Source organism: Longicatena caecimuris, from assembly GCF_018406465.1.
In the GTDB taxonomy this organism is placed as follows: Bacteria; Bacillota_I; Bacilli_A; order Erysipelotrichales; family Erysipelotrichaceae; genus Longicatena; species Longicatena caecimuris.
This window is the reverse complement of the sequence record NZ_AP024510.1, coordinates 672,959-688,732: the sequence shown is the minus strand read 5'-3', so window position 1 is coordinate 688,732 and position 15,774 is coordinate 672,959. Positions and strand designations below refer to the sequence as shown.

The following is a 15,774-nucleotide window of genomic DNA, read 5'->3' as shown; positions in this document are numbered from 1 at the left end:
TCAGACACCTCCTTGTACCATGAAAATACTTAAGATAAAACCGATGCCTACCGCAATGGCAATCGCCACTAAAAATGCTTCACAGGCTCTGGCAACTCCGGATAAATAATCACCGGCAACCGTATCCCGTATGGCGTTGGTGATTGCCAGTCCCGGCACTAATAACATAATGCTGGAAATAATCATAATATCAACATCCGTATTCGCTAACAACTTATGCAGACCTAATGCAACCATCGCCGCAAAAGCCGCTCCAATCGCATTAATGAAAAAATTATTTAAATCTCGCTGTTCCATAAACCACGTAATTGCTTTAATAATCAAACCGATGAAAAAGGCACAGCCTGCCTCTAACATACTGCCTTGAAAGAAGATGGCAAAACCTCCTGCACTAAGCGCACTGAATAGTAAGGTCATCCCAAATGAATAACGCTCTTTTCGACCAATTTCCTGCAATTGTTGATTCAATTCTTCTAAAGAAAAAGCAGTTTCACTCGCTCTTCTTGACAATGCATTGATACGGTCAATGCAATTTAGATCGACCCCTCTTGAATGTACGCGCATGATTTTTGTCGAAGTCTTACCATCCACCGTGATTGACAACATGATACCGGTTGGCGTAACAAAACTTTCCGCATCCTGTACCTCATGAAAACTGTGGCATAGGCGGACCATGGTTTCTTCCACCCGATAGATTTCCGCTCCACTCTCAATTAATAATTTACCGGCATATCCTACGACATTCAGCAGTTGATCACTCTTCATTCTTTCACTTCTTTCTTTCCTTAAACAGTATATCGAAATGGGGTCAAAAAAGAAACCTTTTTTCTTTGAATTTTCAATTACGTCTGCTTATATATATGCGTAAGTTTGACTGCTACATGAACGAATAGAAAAAGATTACGATAAATTATTGGTAATTTTTGGCCTTTTTCATTATAATGTTAGTTATATGCAGGAGGTGATACCATGCGGCAAGTCATGCTTATTGTCAATCCAAAAGCCGGTAAAGGAAATGCCAAAGCAAATTTATTTACCTTATGCAATGCATTTTGTGCTATGGAAGATGAAGTCAAGGTATTTGTGACACAGTATGGTAACCATGCACGCCAATTGGTTGAAGAAAAGGCCGAACAATTTGATTTACTGTTATGCTGTGGAGGAGATGGCACATGGAATGAAGTTATCAGCGGTCTAATGAAGGTGGCACAAAAACCGGCAGTCGCTTATCTTCCAACGGGAACCGTTAATGATTTTGCCTCAACACTGAAATTAGCAAAAAGTCCTGGTAAGCTGATGGAACATCTGGCAACACCAACGCCTTTTGCTTGTGATATCGGTCAGTTCAACAAACGCTATTTCACCTATGTTGCCGCCTTTGGTCTGTTCACCGAAATCTCCTATTCGACACCTCAAGGAAGTAAAAACACCTTTGGCAAGGCTGCTTATTTTTTGGAAGGCATTAAGCAGCTGACCCATATCCCACGTTATCATATAGTTTTAGAAACAAAAGATATGCGTATTGAGGAGGATTGTATCTTTGGCTGTATAACCAATTCACGTTATGTGGCAGGCTTTACTTCTATCACCGGGGAACATGCCAAATTAGATGATGGTTTATTTGAAGTACTTTTACTGCGCGTACCGAATAATCTATTAGATGTGCAAAATATTATAACGGCCTTATTAAAACGCGAAGTAAATACTACCTGGATGCATTTTCTGACAACTTCTGCTTTGACGATTACTTGTGATCAAGCAATACCATGGACCTTAGATGGAGAAGATGGAGGAAGCGTGCATTGTGCCAAGATCCAAAATCATCATAAAGCGATTACCATACTGCTATAACACGATGCAGAGAAATAACAGAATTCTTTCCATTGATCATGATGATAAAGATAAGCAATTTTTTACGCTTTTATCACACCATTCATAATATCAAATATTCCCCATACAAACGTAAAAGTATGCTAAAACACTTAACCTTATCAAATCGAGTAGGGTGAAATAAATCACCCTCTCACACCACCGTACGTACGGTTCCGTATACGGCGGTTCGTTTTAATTTCAAAGCGTGTCTCTCTATATAGTAATCTAAACAACTGACTAGTCCTTTTTGGGCTAGTTTTTCTTTTGATATTGCTCTTACCACACATGTTTTGGTTACGACCCATTGATAATGGTCTCCCATATACGATGTCTGTCTTGCTCTATCTTTTCTAATCCCAAGTTTTTGTAATCCCCACTGTCGCTTGCTGGGTACTTTCCACTGTTTCCATATAATTACTCGCAGTCTTGTACGAAGATGTTCATCTATCCTTGTCATATGTGTTTTCATATTACATATGGAATAATAGTTTATCCATCCTCGTATTACTTGGTTCAGTTGTCTTATCCTTTCATTTAAAGCCATTGTGTTCTTTCTGATTGTTAGCTGTTTCAGTTTCCTCTTAAATCGTTGTATGGAACTTGCGTGTGGTCTTGCACAATATTTCTTATCTTTTGTATCATAATAAAATCCAAAGCCTAGATATTTTAATTTGTTAGGTCTTGTGATATGCGTCTTTGTCGCATTCACTTTCAGTCCCAATTTGTGTTCAATCCACTTTGTGATTGTATGCATCACTCTGTTCGCACTGGCTCTACTTTTTACCGCTATCACGCAGTCGTCTGCGTATCTGGTAAAGTGTAATCCTCTGCTTTCTAATTCTTTGTCTAATTCATTTAGGATAATATTACTTAATAATGGCGATAGGTTTCCACCCTGTGGTGTTCCCTTTTCACTCTTTTCATATTTTCCGTTTATCATGATACCTGCTTTAAGATATTTTCGTATGAGCGACTCTGTATCTCCATCATTTATGATGATGTGTACATAACTCATCAATTTATCCTGTGGCACGTTGTCAAAGAATTTCTCTAAGTCAATGTCTACTATCCATTCATATCCATCATTGATATATTCCAATAATTTATTTATGGCCTGCTCACAACTCCGATTTGGTCTGAATCCATAACTATAATCCGAAAAGAACGTTTCACATATTGGGCTTAATACTTGTACCATTGCCTGCTGGATGATTCTATCCATTACCGTTGGTATCCCCAGATTTCTAGTTCCTCCATTCGGTTTTGGTATTTCAACTCGCTTTACTGGCTGTGGTTTGTACTTCCTTTCTGTGATTTCTGCTCTGATACTTTCCCAGTTTTCTTTTATATAAACATAGGCGTCCTCAATCGTTATTTCATCAATTCCGCTTGTTCCTTTATTCGCTTTTACACGTTTATAGGCTTTGTTCATATTTTCTCTGTTCAGTATCTTTTCTAATAGTTCTGACATACTTTGTGCACTCCTTTCCTTTCCGCTTTCTTACAAATCATCATACGTGTTTTGGATATTTGCTCATTTACGTTTTCACTCATATCCTTGTCTGATTATTGTAAGAAACATACATTTTGCTCGTGCGATTAAAACGTTCGGTCCTTCAGTATCTCTACCTAATATGACCTCTGCTGACTTCTCATTGTTCGTTGTTACTACTCCTCGACTGCCCGTCGTTCTACGTCTCGCCTACTGAGTCAATGAGACCTCGCGGGGTAAGTCACATATCTTTCCTCGTTTACTTATCTGATTTACGCCATTAGGTTACGGTTATCTTTTGGACTTTGATGCTTCATGCCATCTCATCCGCTAATGCCGCCTTATTATCAGCCGTCTGAATTTAATGTTCAGACTTCCTGTCCGTTAAGCCACGATTTCGCTATTGCTTCCTCTCTCCCATACCTCACGATATGAAACTTGCAAGTCGCTCTTGGGTTCGTCGATAACTACGCCCCGAGGGATTTTCACCCTAGATATGTGGCATGCCCGCCACACATAAAAAAAACAGGAAGCGTTCCTGTTATCCATTGAAATTCACTTTACCAAACTTTGCGCCATTTTTCTTATTTTTCAACTTACGTTCTAACAGGGAGCCTTGTGGCTTCTGTTTTACGCTGCGACTTTTTTCCAGCAAAGCTTTCGTATCTAATTTCTTTTTTTCACTCATGCATTTCACTTCCTATCTTTTACTAAGTAAATATTGTTTTAATTCTTCAACATCGTTCACGATGACATCCGCACCTGCAAGTTGTAATTCCTCTTCATCTCCATAACCAAACAATACACCGACACTGGCAAGATCATGTTCCTTTGCCCCCAATATATCATGCTTACGATCACCAACCATCACACAATGCTCTTTTTCTAGGTTTTCCTTTTCCAAAATATAGGCGATGACTTCACCTTTACGACTTCTTGTGCCATCCAATTCACTGCCATAAATACCATCAAAATATTCAGCAAGTTGATAATGATGTAAAATCGTTTTCGCAAAAACATGTGGCTTGCTCGTTGCCACAAACAACTGTCTTCCATCTTCCTTCAGTTGTTGCAACATCGTTTTTATACCAGGATATACTTTATTTTCCAGGATTCCCTTTTCTTTAAAATAAACGCGATATTGTTTGATTGCTTCATCGCACTGTTCCTTATTAAAACCATAAAATTGTGCAAACGAATCTGCTAAAGGCGGACCGATAAAGGTAATTAAATCATTTTTATCTTCGATAGGGATACCCGCTTTTTCTAAAGCATATGCCACGGAATTTGTAATGCCTTCCTTAGGATCCGTTAAGGTACCATCTAAATCAAATAGAATTGCTCGCATTATTCATCCTCCTCTAATATAGAATATAACTCTTTTAAATTGGTTATTTCATAGGTAATTGGTAAATCCTGCACATTTGGTTTTTGTTTAGGATTCATCCAACAGGTCGCAATACCTGCATGAATACCTCCCTGCATATCACTTGATAAGGAATCTCCGATTATTAATGTCTGCTCTTTTTCAAATGATGGAATATGAGCAAAACAATAATCGAAATATTCCTTCATTGGTTTTCGATAACCGATTTCTTCTGATATGAATGCTTTACGGATATGTTGATCTAAGCCTGAATCATGCAAACGCGAATGCTGCGTTGCGCTTACCCCATTTGTTACGATATACAATTCATAATCTTTCTTCAAATGTTTCACAAGTTCGAGCGCATGTGGCATGAGGGCATGTCCTTTTCCTAATTCTTTTTGATATATATGCTCAAATTGAACACCATCTTCAGCAATATGGAATTCATCAAACAGCTTACCAAAGCGTGTAAAGATAACTTCTTCCCTTGTCATTCTTCCTTCTTCATAGGCATTCCATAAAGCAGTGTTAATCTGCAGATAACGGTTTTTCATCGCTGGAGTAAAGGGAATATTCTGCATGGTAAAGGTTTTACGCAGAGCTTCTTTTTCCGTCTTATCAAAATCCAACAAGGTATTATCTGCATCAAATAATAGCGTTTTATATTTCTTCATACTGACTCCTTATGCGTAACGTTCATAATGCCATCATAACTTTTACAGCGGCATCACTTTATCACAAACTTCATTCTATTCCTTTACGTATTCATTTTAATCCCACATAACTATATCATAAACAGGAGATAAAACCTATAAAAATTGCCGATCCTATGCTTTTCTACAACTTAGAACCATGATACAATCATACCATAAGAGCAGGAGGGCATGTGAATGAAAGAATTAATTTTAGTGGGATGTGGAGGCGCCTTAGGAGCCATATTGCGTTATGGTTTAGGACTTCTTCCGATGCGTACTTCTTTCCCCTTTATGACTATGCTAATAAATATTCTTGGTGCACTCTGTATTGGTATGATAATAGCTTATGCTCAAGAAACAAAAGCACAACCGGATATCATACTTTTCATTAAGACTGGATTTTGTGGAGGCTTTACGACTTTTTCTACCTTTTCTTTAGAAACGGTGCAGCTTTTTGAAACACAACGTTATCTTAGTGGCAGTATATATGCATGTGGCAGTCTGCTGTTTTGTATCCTTGCTGTCTTGTTAGGACGATGGCTAATGTTGCTGTTTCTTTCTTGATATACTATAAAAGATGATTACAGAAACACTGTATTTATCAATGATTACTGTATTAGCACTCTCATTTATAGAGTGTGTTTATACAAGTGATGTTGATGGATGTTGATCAAATAAGCTCTTGTAGTTTTTCTAAATCAAATAAATTTGTCGGTAAGGTTAATAACGCTTTCTTCCTTCCATCATTATAATTATCTAATAAATATTGAATTTACGACGCACTCCCACCATTTCCTAATGAAAGGTTTTTTTCCTCATATGTTTTAAGGTTAAAATCATTTATAAAAGATACCCATTTTTTGTATACAACATCGGAATATAACGAATGCCTCCGGCTTCAATTTCATGATTGATGGCGCGAAAGCCTAAATGTTCGTACACTTCTTTTGCATAGAGTGAGGAATTCACCGTGATGATCATTTGTTTTTGTAAACGCAACATGCTTTGAAACAAAGCTTTCCCTACCCCTTTGCGATGGTAGTGTTCATCTACAAAGAAAAGTGAGATGTGTCCCTCACACATTGCCATTACTCCAATCAAAATATCCTCTTCATATGCTCCTAAAAAGATGAGACGCTCAAAAAGATCATCCCGCATCAGATAGGCATAGAAATCCTTCACACCTTCTTCACTATAATCAACTGCATCAAATCGCAAAAAGGTTTTCCATATCAGCTCCCTCACCTGAACATCTTCTTGTTTCGATATCCGATCAATTCGCATTTACGCTCATCTCCTTTCCATATTTGCGTATATGCAATGTTTTTTAAACCCATCGTTATACTTGCTGATAGATAAAAATATTATTTCATTATCAGATTATTTTTCTTACCTATAGCATACCATGAGCAAAAGAAAAAGCATATCCTAAGTATGCTTTTTCTTTAATCATTAAGCTGAATTCTTACTTTCTTGCATATAGTGTCTGTTTATAACTCATGCACGTAAATACATAATAGCTTCCATAAATTAAGATAACGACAATGGCACAGAAGAAATTAGCTAATCCTATATCACCGATTCCCAAACCGGACATTAAAGATGTAGATACTACAGGAATACCAACAGATGCATGAATAACAGCCAACACTAATGGCAATAAGAAATAAATAGATATCTGTGCATAGATGGAATGATTCATCATCTTTTCACTTGTACCGATTTTTCTTAAAATCAAATAACGTTTTTGATTATCCTCAGCCTCAGAAAGCTGTTGCAATGCTAATACTGCTGCACTTGCCACTAAGAAGACTACTCCCAAATACAAACCGACATACGTGAACAGCATACCCAATCCTGCCTGATTATCAATAATCAATTTACGAGTCATAGAAGAATAGCGAAGAGTTTGTTCATTCGTTCCCAACAGCTTCTTTGCATTCTCATGTACCTTCGTATCATATGCCTCGATCTTACTTTCATCTTTAACATCAATATTCCAGAAAGTATGATGGCTAGCTATTTGCGGTGGCAATATGGCATCAGGCACAACGATGGCAGCCCCTGTACTAAACCCAAATTCTGTGGCAATATTGATGGCTTCCTCTTGCTTTACTTGTAAATGCAGTTTATGATTAAACACCTGCAGTGGCTTTTTCGTCTGTTCTGCGATTTCATTTAAGGTTGGAATGATACTAGATGAGCCGCTGATAAAGAAAGTTTCATCCTGCTTTAACTGCATGGGAGATAACTTCCAGGCACGTCTGGCTTTATTAAAGTCACTTAATGTGATAATTTCCAGATCTGCATCTTTATACAACATACCAGTGTCTACATCTTTCGCATAATTAAATAAATCCTTTAATTTCAGATGATCCGTATAAACGGAAATTGTCTCACTACTCGTTATATTTTTATCCGTGTCTAGCATCAAGATCTGACGCATCTTTTGTGTATCAGCTTTTTGATATTGGGTAAAGGAATAAGCATATGGTGTCTGTGTATCCAAGGATGTTTTTAATGAATCATTCAGATTCCATCCTACAGATAAGGCTCCTACACTTAATAACAGCATAAGGCAAACTATGCTCATAGAAACAAAACTAGTATTGATTTTGGCATTTACCTGACGTAATACAAACATACGCAATCCGCGATAGTATAAACGCTTGCTGGAACGTATGAACTGTAAGAGGAAACCCGATAGGGACAAAAAGAAGAACAATGTTCCTAAGCTTCCCATAATTAGAATAGGAACTAAACAGCTCGCAAACATCTGAGTAGAGCGTGTCGCCAGATAATAAGCTGCCCCTAACAACAACAAAGAAACGATAAAGATAAGTACAGCGATGAAAGGTTTTTGAATTCTAGCTTTTTCCTGTTTACGCTCAGCCTGCAATAGTTCTATCAATTTTACTTTCGCTATAACTCTGGTGTTCAGCAACATGATAACCAGAAAAATAATCGTAAAGGAAATAGCAGTGATAATAGCTGCTGATGGCGAGAAGACAAAGTTATAATTTACTTGAACTGAGAACAGATGTGCGGTAAAGATGCCTAAGCCTTGTGAGCACAATATACCTAGTAATAATCCAACACCAAGTGATACCACACCAATGCATACGGTTTCATAAATTAAAACCTTAGAGATATCTTTTTTCTCCATGCCCAACAACATATATAAACCAAATTCTTTTTTCCGTCGTTTAATCAAAAAGTTGTTGGCATACATGACCAGAAAGGCCAGTACGATAGCCACAAAAACGGATAAGATTCCCATGAAAATACCAAGTGTTTGTAGCATGATGGATTGTGAGTCATTTAATGACATGATTTCCTTTTGCGCTTGAAAGGAATTAAAGGTATAGAATAAACAGATAGAAAACATCAGAGTTAGAAAATAGATCATATAATCTTTATAGCTTTTTCTGACGTTATGCAGCGCAAGTCTGGTTAATTTCATTTACATCCCTTCTTTCACTGCAATTATAAAAGAACAAGTATCTCGCTGCCATCGTTGTCACTTACACTTTCCTTACAAATTTGAAATAATAATAAATTTTTCCACATAGCATTGGCCAAAAAAGCATAAGAGGGGTTATGTATCTAGAATGCCTTATGATACGTTATATTATAACTATAAAAGAAAAAGAACTAAAGGTTAAGTAAGCAGCAAGAGACTATGAAGTACTTCAGCAGATGCCTACGTCATACATACAATCCGACTTTATGAAATAAAGATATCTTATGATGATAAATGCCGAATGGAATATGCTATAGGAAGTAGTCAAAGCGAAATTAGGCAACAGAATGCTGAACATGGTATGTTTGTTCCTATAAAACAAAAAGACAATATTTTCCATCCGTATGAATACTATTTTACCATATGCTGGCATGTTAGAAAGTACATATTTTTCCTTATTTTATTATTGCCAGATTTTATTTTCTATGGTAATATAGTTAAGCAGTTAAATCTTAGGGGTATAGTACAATGGTAGTATAACGGTCTCCAAAACCGCTGATGGGAGTTCGATCCTCTCTACCCCTGCCATGAAAAATAGCCAGACACCGAAACGGTGTCTTTTTTTTATAAACCGGCAGGGGCAGAGAGGTCCTTATAAACAGACCATATCTTTCCATAGCAAAAGATAATACTCAATATGCTATAATAAACGCATGAAAACAACACATAAAGAAAAATTATATCTGAATGAACATGATAAAAAACAATTAGGCGCTATGATACGATGGCTGCGATTACAAGCCGGCTGGACACAACAACAACTTGTTGATCAAGTAGGGATCCTCTCTTTACGGACATTGATATCTTTAGAACAAGGAAAAATTGTAAAAGATGATGATATTTATGATACGTTACTGGATCAATTTGCATTATCCTTTAATTATACGCACCCTATGGATAAACATATCGAGCAAATGCTATCGGCTATGCTTTCTGCTTATGCGCATTATGATGACGAAGCTATGTGTGCCATCTGCATAGCTTTATTGCAATCCTTACTTCCCTATCAGCAACATGTGCAGGAATTCTTTTATATTCGCATATTACAAGTCTTTACTCGCCTTTGGACAAGTCAGGAATATCTTTCATCAAAAGATTACCAATTATTTTTATCCTGTCATGATTTTCTAAGTGAATCCTTGCAAATCATGATGGAGGATGCTCTTTATCAATGGCAATGTACTTTTCCCCATAATAACATTGTATTAGAACAACTTTATCAACAATTCCATATGCATTACCATCATCATATCACCCGCTTTTCAATTGGTATTGTCTTACATTTAAGTGATAAACATCACGACTATCTACAAGCTTTTCTCATCTTAAAGGAATGTGAACAATATGAGCTAATGCATAAGGACAATCCCCATGCACTTTTTTCCATATATCATTGGATGAGTAATCTTGCCATTTTTATAGAGCCCCAGCAATTTGAATTCTATAAAGAAAAAGCTTTATCTTATATGAAACAAACAAGCCTTTCTTCTCATACGCTTGCTATCTTCTATTATAATATTGGCGGATGTTATTATTATCAGAAACAATATGCCAAAGCGCTGACATGTTATCAATCTTCTTTCGATACAAAGAGCCATTCCCCCTTGCCTTTATTGATATGGATGTGTCATGCACAATTCTGTCTTGATAAAACATTGCCAGCCTGTATCATGCAAAAAATTGATGTACAAGCCTGCAGTAAAGCATTACGCGATTGTTGGCACTATTTTATCTTAAAGCGTGATGGTCAAAATGCCCAGACATTGGAAACCTATATCATGAAAACACTGTTACCTGTCTTACAGACTCTGGCACCGGAATTTCATAAGGTTTACCACGATGAGTTAAAAGCTCTGCTTCCTCTAACACGCAATTATAAACAACTATTGTTATTTGAAGAAAAATTAAATCTCGCCTAACTATCTTTTCCCATTTCTTTTGCATATGCCTTGTTTTTTTCTTCTTAACAAGCGTCTTTTACCTATACATGCAGATTTATTGGAAGGCATTTTATCAGTGGTACAATAAGCTTTACAGGAGGCTGATATTTATGAATTTAGAAGAACTTTATCAACATGTTCATGAAGAAGAACGATTACAGAAATCACCCGCAGCGCATATCGAATTTCTTACGACCACGCAGTATCTTACACAATATTTGCATGGACATGAACGTATTTTAGACTTAGGAGCTGCCACTGGAGCTTATGCTTTACCGCTTGCTGAAGCAGGCTATGAGGTATGTGCCATGGATCTGATGCCCCATCACCTAAATCGTTTGAAACAACAAAAGAAGAAACAGATGAAGCTGACCCTACACCAAGGAAATGCTATGGATCTCTCCAGGTTTTCAGATGATAGTTTTGATATCATACTATGTATGGGACCTCTATATCATCTTAAAGAAGAAGAGCAACGAATCTGTTTGGATGAAATGCATCGCGTTGTAAAAGATGGTGGAATTATCTTTTGTGCATTTCTTAGTAACCTTGCCGTGTTTACCACGGAAGCCTTATATCCGAATAGTTCTTTTTTGAATAGCTCACAATATGATCCAACTACCTTTAAAGTCATCAATGATCCCTTTGTAAGCACCTATGTGCAGAAAGCAGAGCAACTCTTTCAAAGCATGGGCTTTACGCTTTTAAAAACCTTTAGTCAAGATGGACTTGCTGAAGTATTGGCAGAACGGATCAACGCATTAACAAAACCACAATATGAAGAATGGCTGCGTTTTCATCTGGCCATTTGTGAACAAAGAGAGCAACTTGCACATTCCAATCATCTCATTAGTATTTTGCAATCCCATAAAACACGTCAACGTTTACAGGATACAACGCGTTTACGGCTGCAGCGACTGTCTATGCAAGATCATGTACAAATGTACGAGATGGCTAAAGATCCTGACGTTGCTCGCATGTGCGGATGGAAGCCGCATGCTTCTCTGGAAGAAACAAAACAAATCTTATCTAATTTTCTGATAAACGATCACACATGGGGCATTTATCAGAAAACGGATAATACTCTGTATGGACTCATCAGCTTAGATGCGGATCAACATCGTCCTCGCAATGGCTATCGCATGTTGGGCTATTGGATCGGAAAATCCTATTGGGGCAAGGGCATTGTTGTCGAGGCTGCAAAAGAAGTCTTGCGCTATGCATTTGAAGATCTGCACTGCACAATGATCAGTATCTATCATTTCCCTTTTAATACACAAAGTAAACGTGTTATCGAAAAACTGGGATTTCAATTTGAAGGCACCTTGCATGATGCTTATGAATATTACGATGGTACCTACTTTGATGAAGTTTGTTATTACCTAAAGCAGAAACCGTCATAGCCATCTTGTGATTTCTCACTTTATAAAAGTTAAAAAGGTAAAATCTTGAATATGTGATGCTATACTATTGCATACAAAGTATTCACAAATTGGTGGTATTTGCCAATACGAATGGTGGTAGCATTTCTACGCTTTCTTCTGATGAATTCTTTCCTTCTTACATTGATAAATTTTTTAATCTTCATCGCGTTTCATCTGAAATAATGATACAATAATAAGATGAAAGATAAGGTGATGGTATGGAATTTACAATAGCTCAGATACGTGACTTTGCAGGCGATGAGCAAACATTTGAAAAGGGAGAAAAATTGATGAAGGAAAAAGCCATCAAATCGTTGGATATCGATGACTTTTCAAGTCCTGAGATCATTATGGTCAATGCTAATGTCGTAGATAAAAAAGTATATCGGGAAGTGAATATGTCAATCGATAAGGATGACTTCATCGTAAGAGCTCATTTGTGTGGCTGTGAAGAGCATGCCCAAAAAATGACCTGTGCACATTGTGTCGCTGTTTTGCTGCGCCTAATGGAAGACAGTAAACGCAAAAACGCGGAAAAGGAACAGATGGAAAATAAAGTAGTCGATAAACATGCCATTCAGATCATGAATATCTACGAAGAACAAATCGTCTATTCTTCATTGGCCATGAACTTAAAAACAGCCATTCATTTGGAACCCGTATTAGAAATACGTAAAAAAAACATTCTTGCGTTAACCTTAAAAATCGGCAATGAAAAACAATATATCGTCAAAGACATCGCATTATTTCTGGATGATATTGCCCATAATGTAAAAAAAGCCTATGGTAAGGAACTGGAATTCATGCATAATTATTATAGCTTTGATGAAACGAGTCAAAAGCTGATTGATTTCATGCGTCATCATGAACATGATGTTTTGTATTTTTTAAATCATCCTACCTTAGAAAAAGCCCCGCAATCCCGTAATATGTGCATGACGCCGGATGCTTTAGATGAATTTTATGAATTATATACCGATCAGGATGTCATGCATCGCATGAAAGAAAAAACATTGATCAACATGCGCTTTCTTGCTATCAATCCCCCTTTTTCTTTACAGATACACAAAGATGCCCAGCAGATTTTTCATATTTCTCTGAATGAAGGAGACTATCGTCTGTTTAAAGGACGAAACCATCTATATGTTCTTATGAATCATATCCTTTATCGTTGTGATAAAGATTTTACAAAAGCCTGTGAGCCAATGCTCAGCGGATGCTTAGAACATCATAATACCTTAACCGTGTCAGATGGCTTGATGAGTGCCTTCTATAATAATGTTATTTTAAATGTCAAAAAATATCTGCCTCTGCATGGTGAAGATATTTCTATGTATGCGCCATTACCATTAGAATGTAAGGTGTATATCGATATGCCGAAACAAAATGTCATATCTGCACGTTTGCTGTATTGTTATGGAGATGATATGTATAATGCGTTCAGTGATACTTCCTTATCTGCCAGTCGCAACTTCAATGATGAAATTGCCGTACGTCTGATTTTTACCAAATATATGACACGGATTGACGCTATGGAAGGACTTGCCTATATTGAACATTCACAAGATGCCATATATGAATTTTTAAATAAAGGCTTTGAAGAATTATCACAGACCTGTGAAATGTTTGCCAGTGAGAAATTCCGCAAACTGCAGATACGTGATAGTGTGAATATCTCCATGGGTGTACGTATTGAAAGTGATTTGCTAGAAATTGATTTTGATACCTTTGATTTTCCTGTCGAAGAGTTGCAAGAGGTATTAAAAGCATACCGTTTGAATAAAAAATACTATCGTATGCGCAACGGTTCTTTTGTCAATATTGAAGATAGTGCTTTGCAAGAGTTGTCTTTTATTTTAGATGGCATGCATGTAAGTGAAAAAGAGCTCGAAAGTGGTAAAATCAAGGTTCCCAAATATCGTTCTTTATACATCGATAAAAGCCTAAAAGATGCTGAGATGATCAAGGTTGAGCGCGATGCGACTTTTAAAGATATCATCCGTAGTATACGCAATGTTAAGGACTCTGATTTTAAGGTTCCTCACAGTCTGAAAAACATTTTGCGAAATTATCAAAAAGATGGTTTCCGCTGGCTAAAAACGATGGCCAATTATGGTTTTGGAGGAATTTTAGCTGATGATATGGGCATTGGTAAGACCTTGCAAGTAATTACTTTATTGGAAGAGGAAAAGCTCCATGATCCACAGGCTATCTCTCTTGTTGTCTGTCCAAGTTCACTGATTTTGAACTGGCAAAGTGAAATCGCGAAATTTTCTGATGCCTTAACGAGCATTTTGATTACCGGGAATATGGAGGAACGAAAAGCCTTAATCTACAAAGCGAAAGATTATGATGTCGTGATCACCTCTTATGATTATCTCAAACGTGATATTGAACACTATGAAAATTTCCACTTTACTTATCAAATCATTGATGAAGCTCAGTATATCAAAAACCATAATACGAAGAATGCCGTATCTGTCAAACAGATTCAGGCAGCCCATCGATTTGCCTTAACCGGAACACCAATTGAAAATTCATTAGCGGAATTATGGAGCATTTTTGATTTCTTAATGCCAGGTTATCTATATACTTACCCTTACTTCAAAAAGCAATATGAGATTCCTATCGTGAAAGAAAATGATCCTATAACCTTAAAGGAATTAAAGCGAATGGTAGAACCGTTCATCTTGCGCCGTGTAAAGAAAGATGTCTTAAAAGAACTTCCTGAAAAAGTCGAACATACGATGATGATCGAATTAGATGAAGAAACCCGAAAATTATATATGGCAAATGTATCTTTGATACGAGAAGATTTGCATAAAAGCTTTAAACAAAAAGGCTTTGAAAATAGTAAGATCATGGTGCTGAGTATGTTGACCAGATTGCGCCAATTGTGCTGTGATCCCCGCTTGCTGTATGAAAATTACCAGGGGGTAGGCAATAAAATTAACGCGTGCATGGAATTTATCGAAAACTGTCGTGCATCGGGTAAAAAAGTCTTATTATTCTCACAGTTTACCTCACTGTTATCGTTGATTGAAAAAGAGCTAAAGCAACGCGAAATTGATTACTATCTATTAAAAGGCAGCACCCCAAAAGTACAGCGTCAGCAATATGTAAATGCCTTTAATGTTGATGCTACACCGGTTTTTTTGATATCTTTAAAAGCCGGAGGAACCGGGTTGAATCTTACCAGTGCCGAAGTTGTCATTCACTTTGATCCATGGTGGAATGTATCTGCCCAAAATCAAGCTACCGATCGAGCCTATCGCATCGGACAGCACAACAATGTACAGGTCGTTAAACTAATTGCCAAAGATACAATCGAAGAAAAAATCATGCATTTACAAGAATTAAAACAAGATTTAAGTGATAGTATCATTCACTTGAATGACGGTTTGATTACTAGCATGAGCAAAGATGAAATTATGGATTTGTTCTAACTTACAAGAACAA

At 37.0% G+C, this 15,774-nt stretch carries 12 protein-coding genes and 1 tRNA gene; 6 read left to right on the top strand and 7 right to left on the bottom strand.

Annotated elements, in window-relative coordinates; all coding sequences use genetic code 11:
• Window positions 1–765, bottom strand: coding sequence for a threonine/serine exporter family protein (locus KJS44_RS03295; RefSeq protein WP_119957647.1), 765 nt, complete (start codon window positions 763–765; stop codon window positions 1–3).
• Window positions 766–969: 204 nt separating this feature from the next.
• Between KJS44_RS03295 and KJS44_RS03290 the strand changes: the two genes are divergently transcribed.
• Entirely contained in the window at window positions 970–1,851 is an 882-nt protein-coding gene (locus KJS44_RS03290; protein WP_008689779.1) for a diacylglycerol/lipid kinase family protein, read from the top strand.
• A gap of 172 nt (window positions 1,852–2,023) precedes the next feature.
• On the opposite strand, the gene ltrA is transcribed toward KJS44_RS03290, so the two are convergent.
• The 4 genes from ltrA to KJS44_RS03270 form a co-directional block, all read right to left on the bottom strand.
• Complete coding sequence (ltrA, locus tag KJS44_RS03285) at window positions 2,024–3,343, bottom strand: group II intron reverse transcriptase/maturase (protein WP_017144543.1); 1,320 nt, start codon at window positions 3,341–3,343, stop codon at window positions 2,024–2,026.
• A gap of 562 nt (window positions 3,344–3,905) precedes the next feature.
• The gene (locus KJS44_RS03280) at window positions 3,906–4,052 is read right to left on the bottom strand and encodes a hypothetical protein (RefSeq protein ID WP_008689780.1); all 147 of its coding nucleotides are present in this window, start codon (window positions 4,050–4,052) and stop codon (window positions 3,906–3,908) included.
• A gap of 12 nt (window positions 4,053–4,064) precedes the next feature.
• Window positions 4,065–4,712, bottom strand: a complete 648-nt coding sequence (locus KJS44_RS03275) for an HAD family hydrolase (protein ID WP_008689781.1) — start codon at window positions 4,710–4,712, stop codon at window positions 4,065–4,067.
• Complete coding sequence (locus tag KJS44_RS03270; protein ID WP_008689783.1) at window positions 4,712–5,407, bottom strand: YjjG family noncanonical pyrimidine nucleotidase; 696 nt, start codon at window positions 5,405–5,407, stop codon at window positions 4,712–4,714. Before KJS44_RS03270 ends, KJS44_RS03275 begins: the two co-directional genes overlap by 1 nt.
• A gap of 216 nt (window positions 5,408–5,623) precedes the next feature.
• Between KJS44_RS03270 and crcB the strand changes: the two genes are divergently transcribed.
• Window positions 5,624–5,992, top strand: a complete 369-nt coding sequence (gene crcB, locus KJS44_RS03265; protein ID WP_008689785.1) for a fluoride efflux transporter CrcB — start codon at window positions 5,624–5,626, stop codon at window positions 5,990–5,992.
• Window positions 5,993–6,268: 276 nt separating this feature from the next.
• On the opposite strand, the gene KJS44_RS03260 is transcribed toward crcB, so the two are convergent.
• Window positions 6,269–6,712, bottom strand: coding sequence for a GNAT family N-acetyltransferase (locus KJS44_RS03260; protein ID WP_008689787.1), 444 nt, complete (start codon window positions 6,710–6,712; stop codon window positions 6,269–6,271).
• 181 nt (window positions 6,713–6,893) lie between these two features.
• Entirely contained in the window at window positions 6,894–8,891 is a 1,998-nt protein-coding gene (locus KJS44_RS03255; protein ID WP_008689788.1) for an FtsX-like permease family protein, read from the bottom strand.
• A gap of 514 nt (window positions 8,892–9,405) precedes the next feature.
• On the opposite strand from KJS44_RS03255, the gene KJS44_RS03250 reads away from it, so the two are divergent.
• From KJS44_RS03250 to KJS44_RS03235, 4 genes are all read left to right on the top strand, one after another.
• Window positions 9,406–9,479 (top strand) — tRNA-Trp (locus KJS44_RS03250).
• A 125-nt stretch (window positions 9,480–9,604) separates the two neighbouring features.
• The gene (locus KJS44_RS03245; RefSeq protein WP_008689790.1) at window positions 9,605–10,870 is read left to right on the top strand and encodes a hypothetical protein; all 1,266 of its coding nucleotides are present in this window, start codon (window positions 9,605–9,607) and stop codon (window positions 10,868–10,870) included.
• 131 nt (window positions 10,871–11,001) lie between these two features.
• Window positions 11,002–12,294 (top strand): GNAT family N-acetyltransferase, encoded by a 1,293-nt coding sequence (locus tag KJS44_RS03240; protein WP_008689792.1) that lies wholly within the window; start codon window positions 11,002–11,004, stop codon window positions 12,292–12,294.
• A 239-nt stretch (window positions 12,295–12,533) separates the two neighbouring features.
• Window positions 12,534–15,761 carry a DEAD/DEAH box helicase gene (locus KJS44_RS03235; RefSeq protein ID WP_213540203.1) on the top strand — a complete coding sequence of 1,076 codons (3,228 nt, stop codon included), beginning with the start codon at window positions 12,534–12,536 and terminating at the stop codon, window positions 15,759–15,761.
• Window positions 15,762–15,774: the final 13 nt, after the last annotated feature.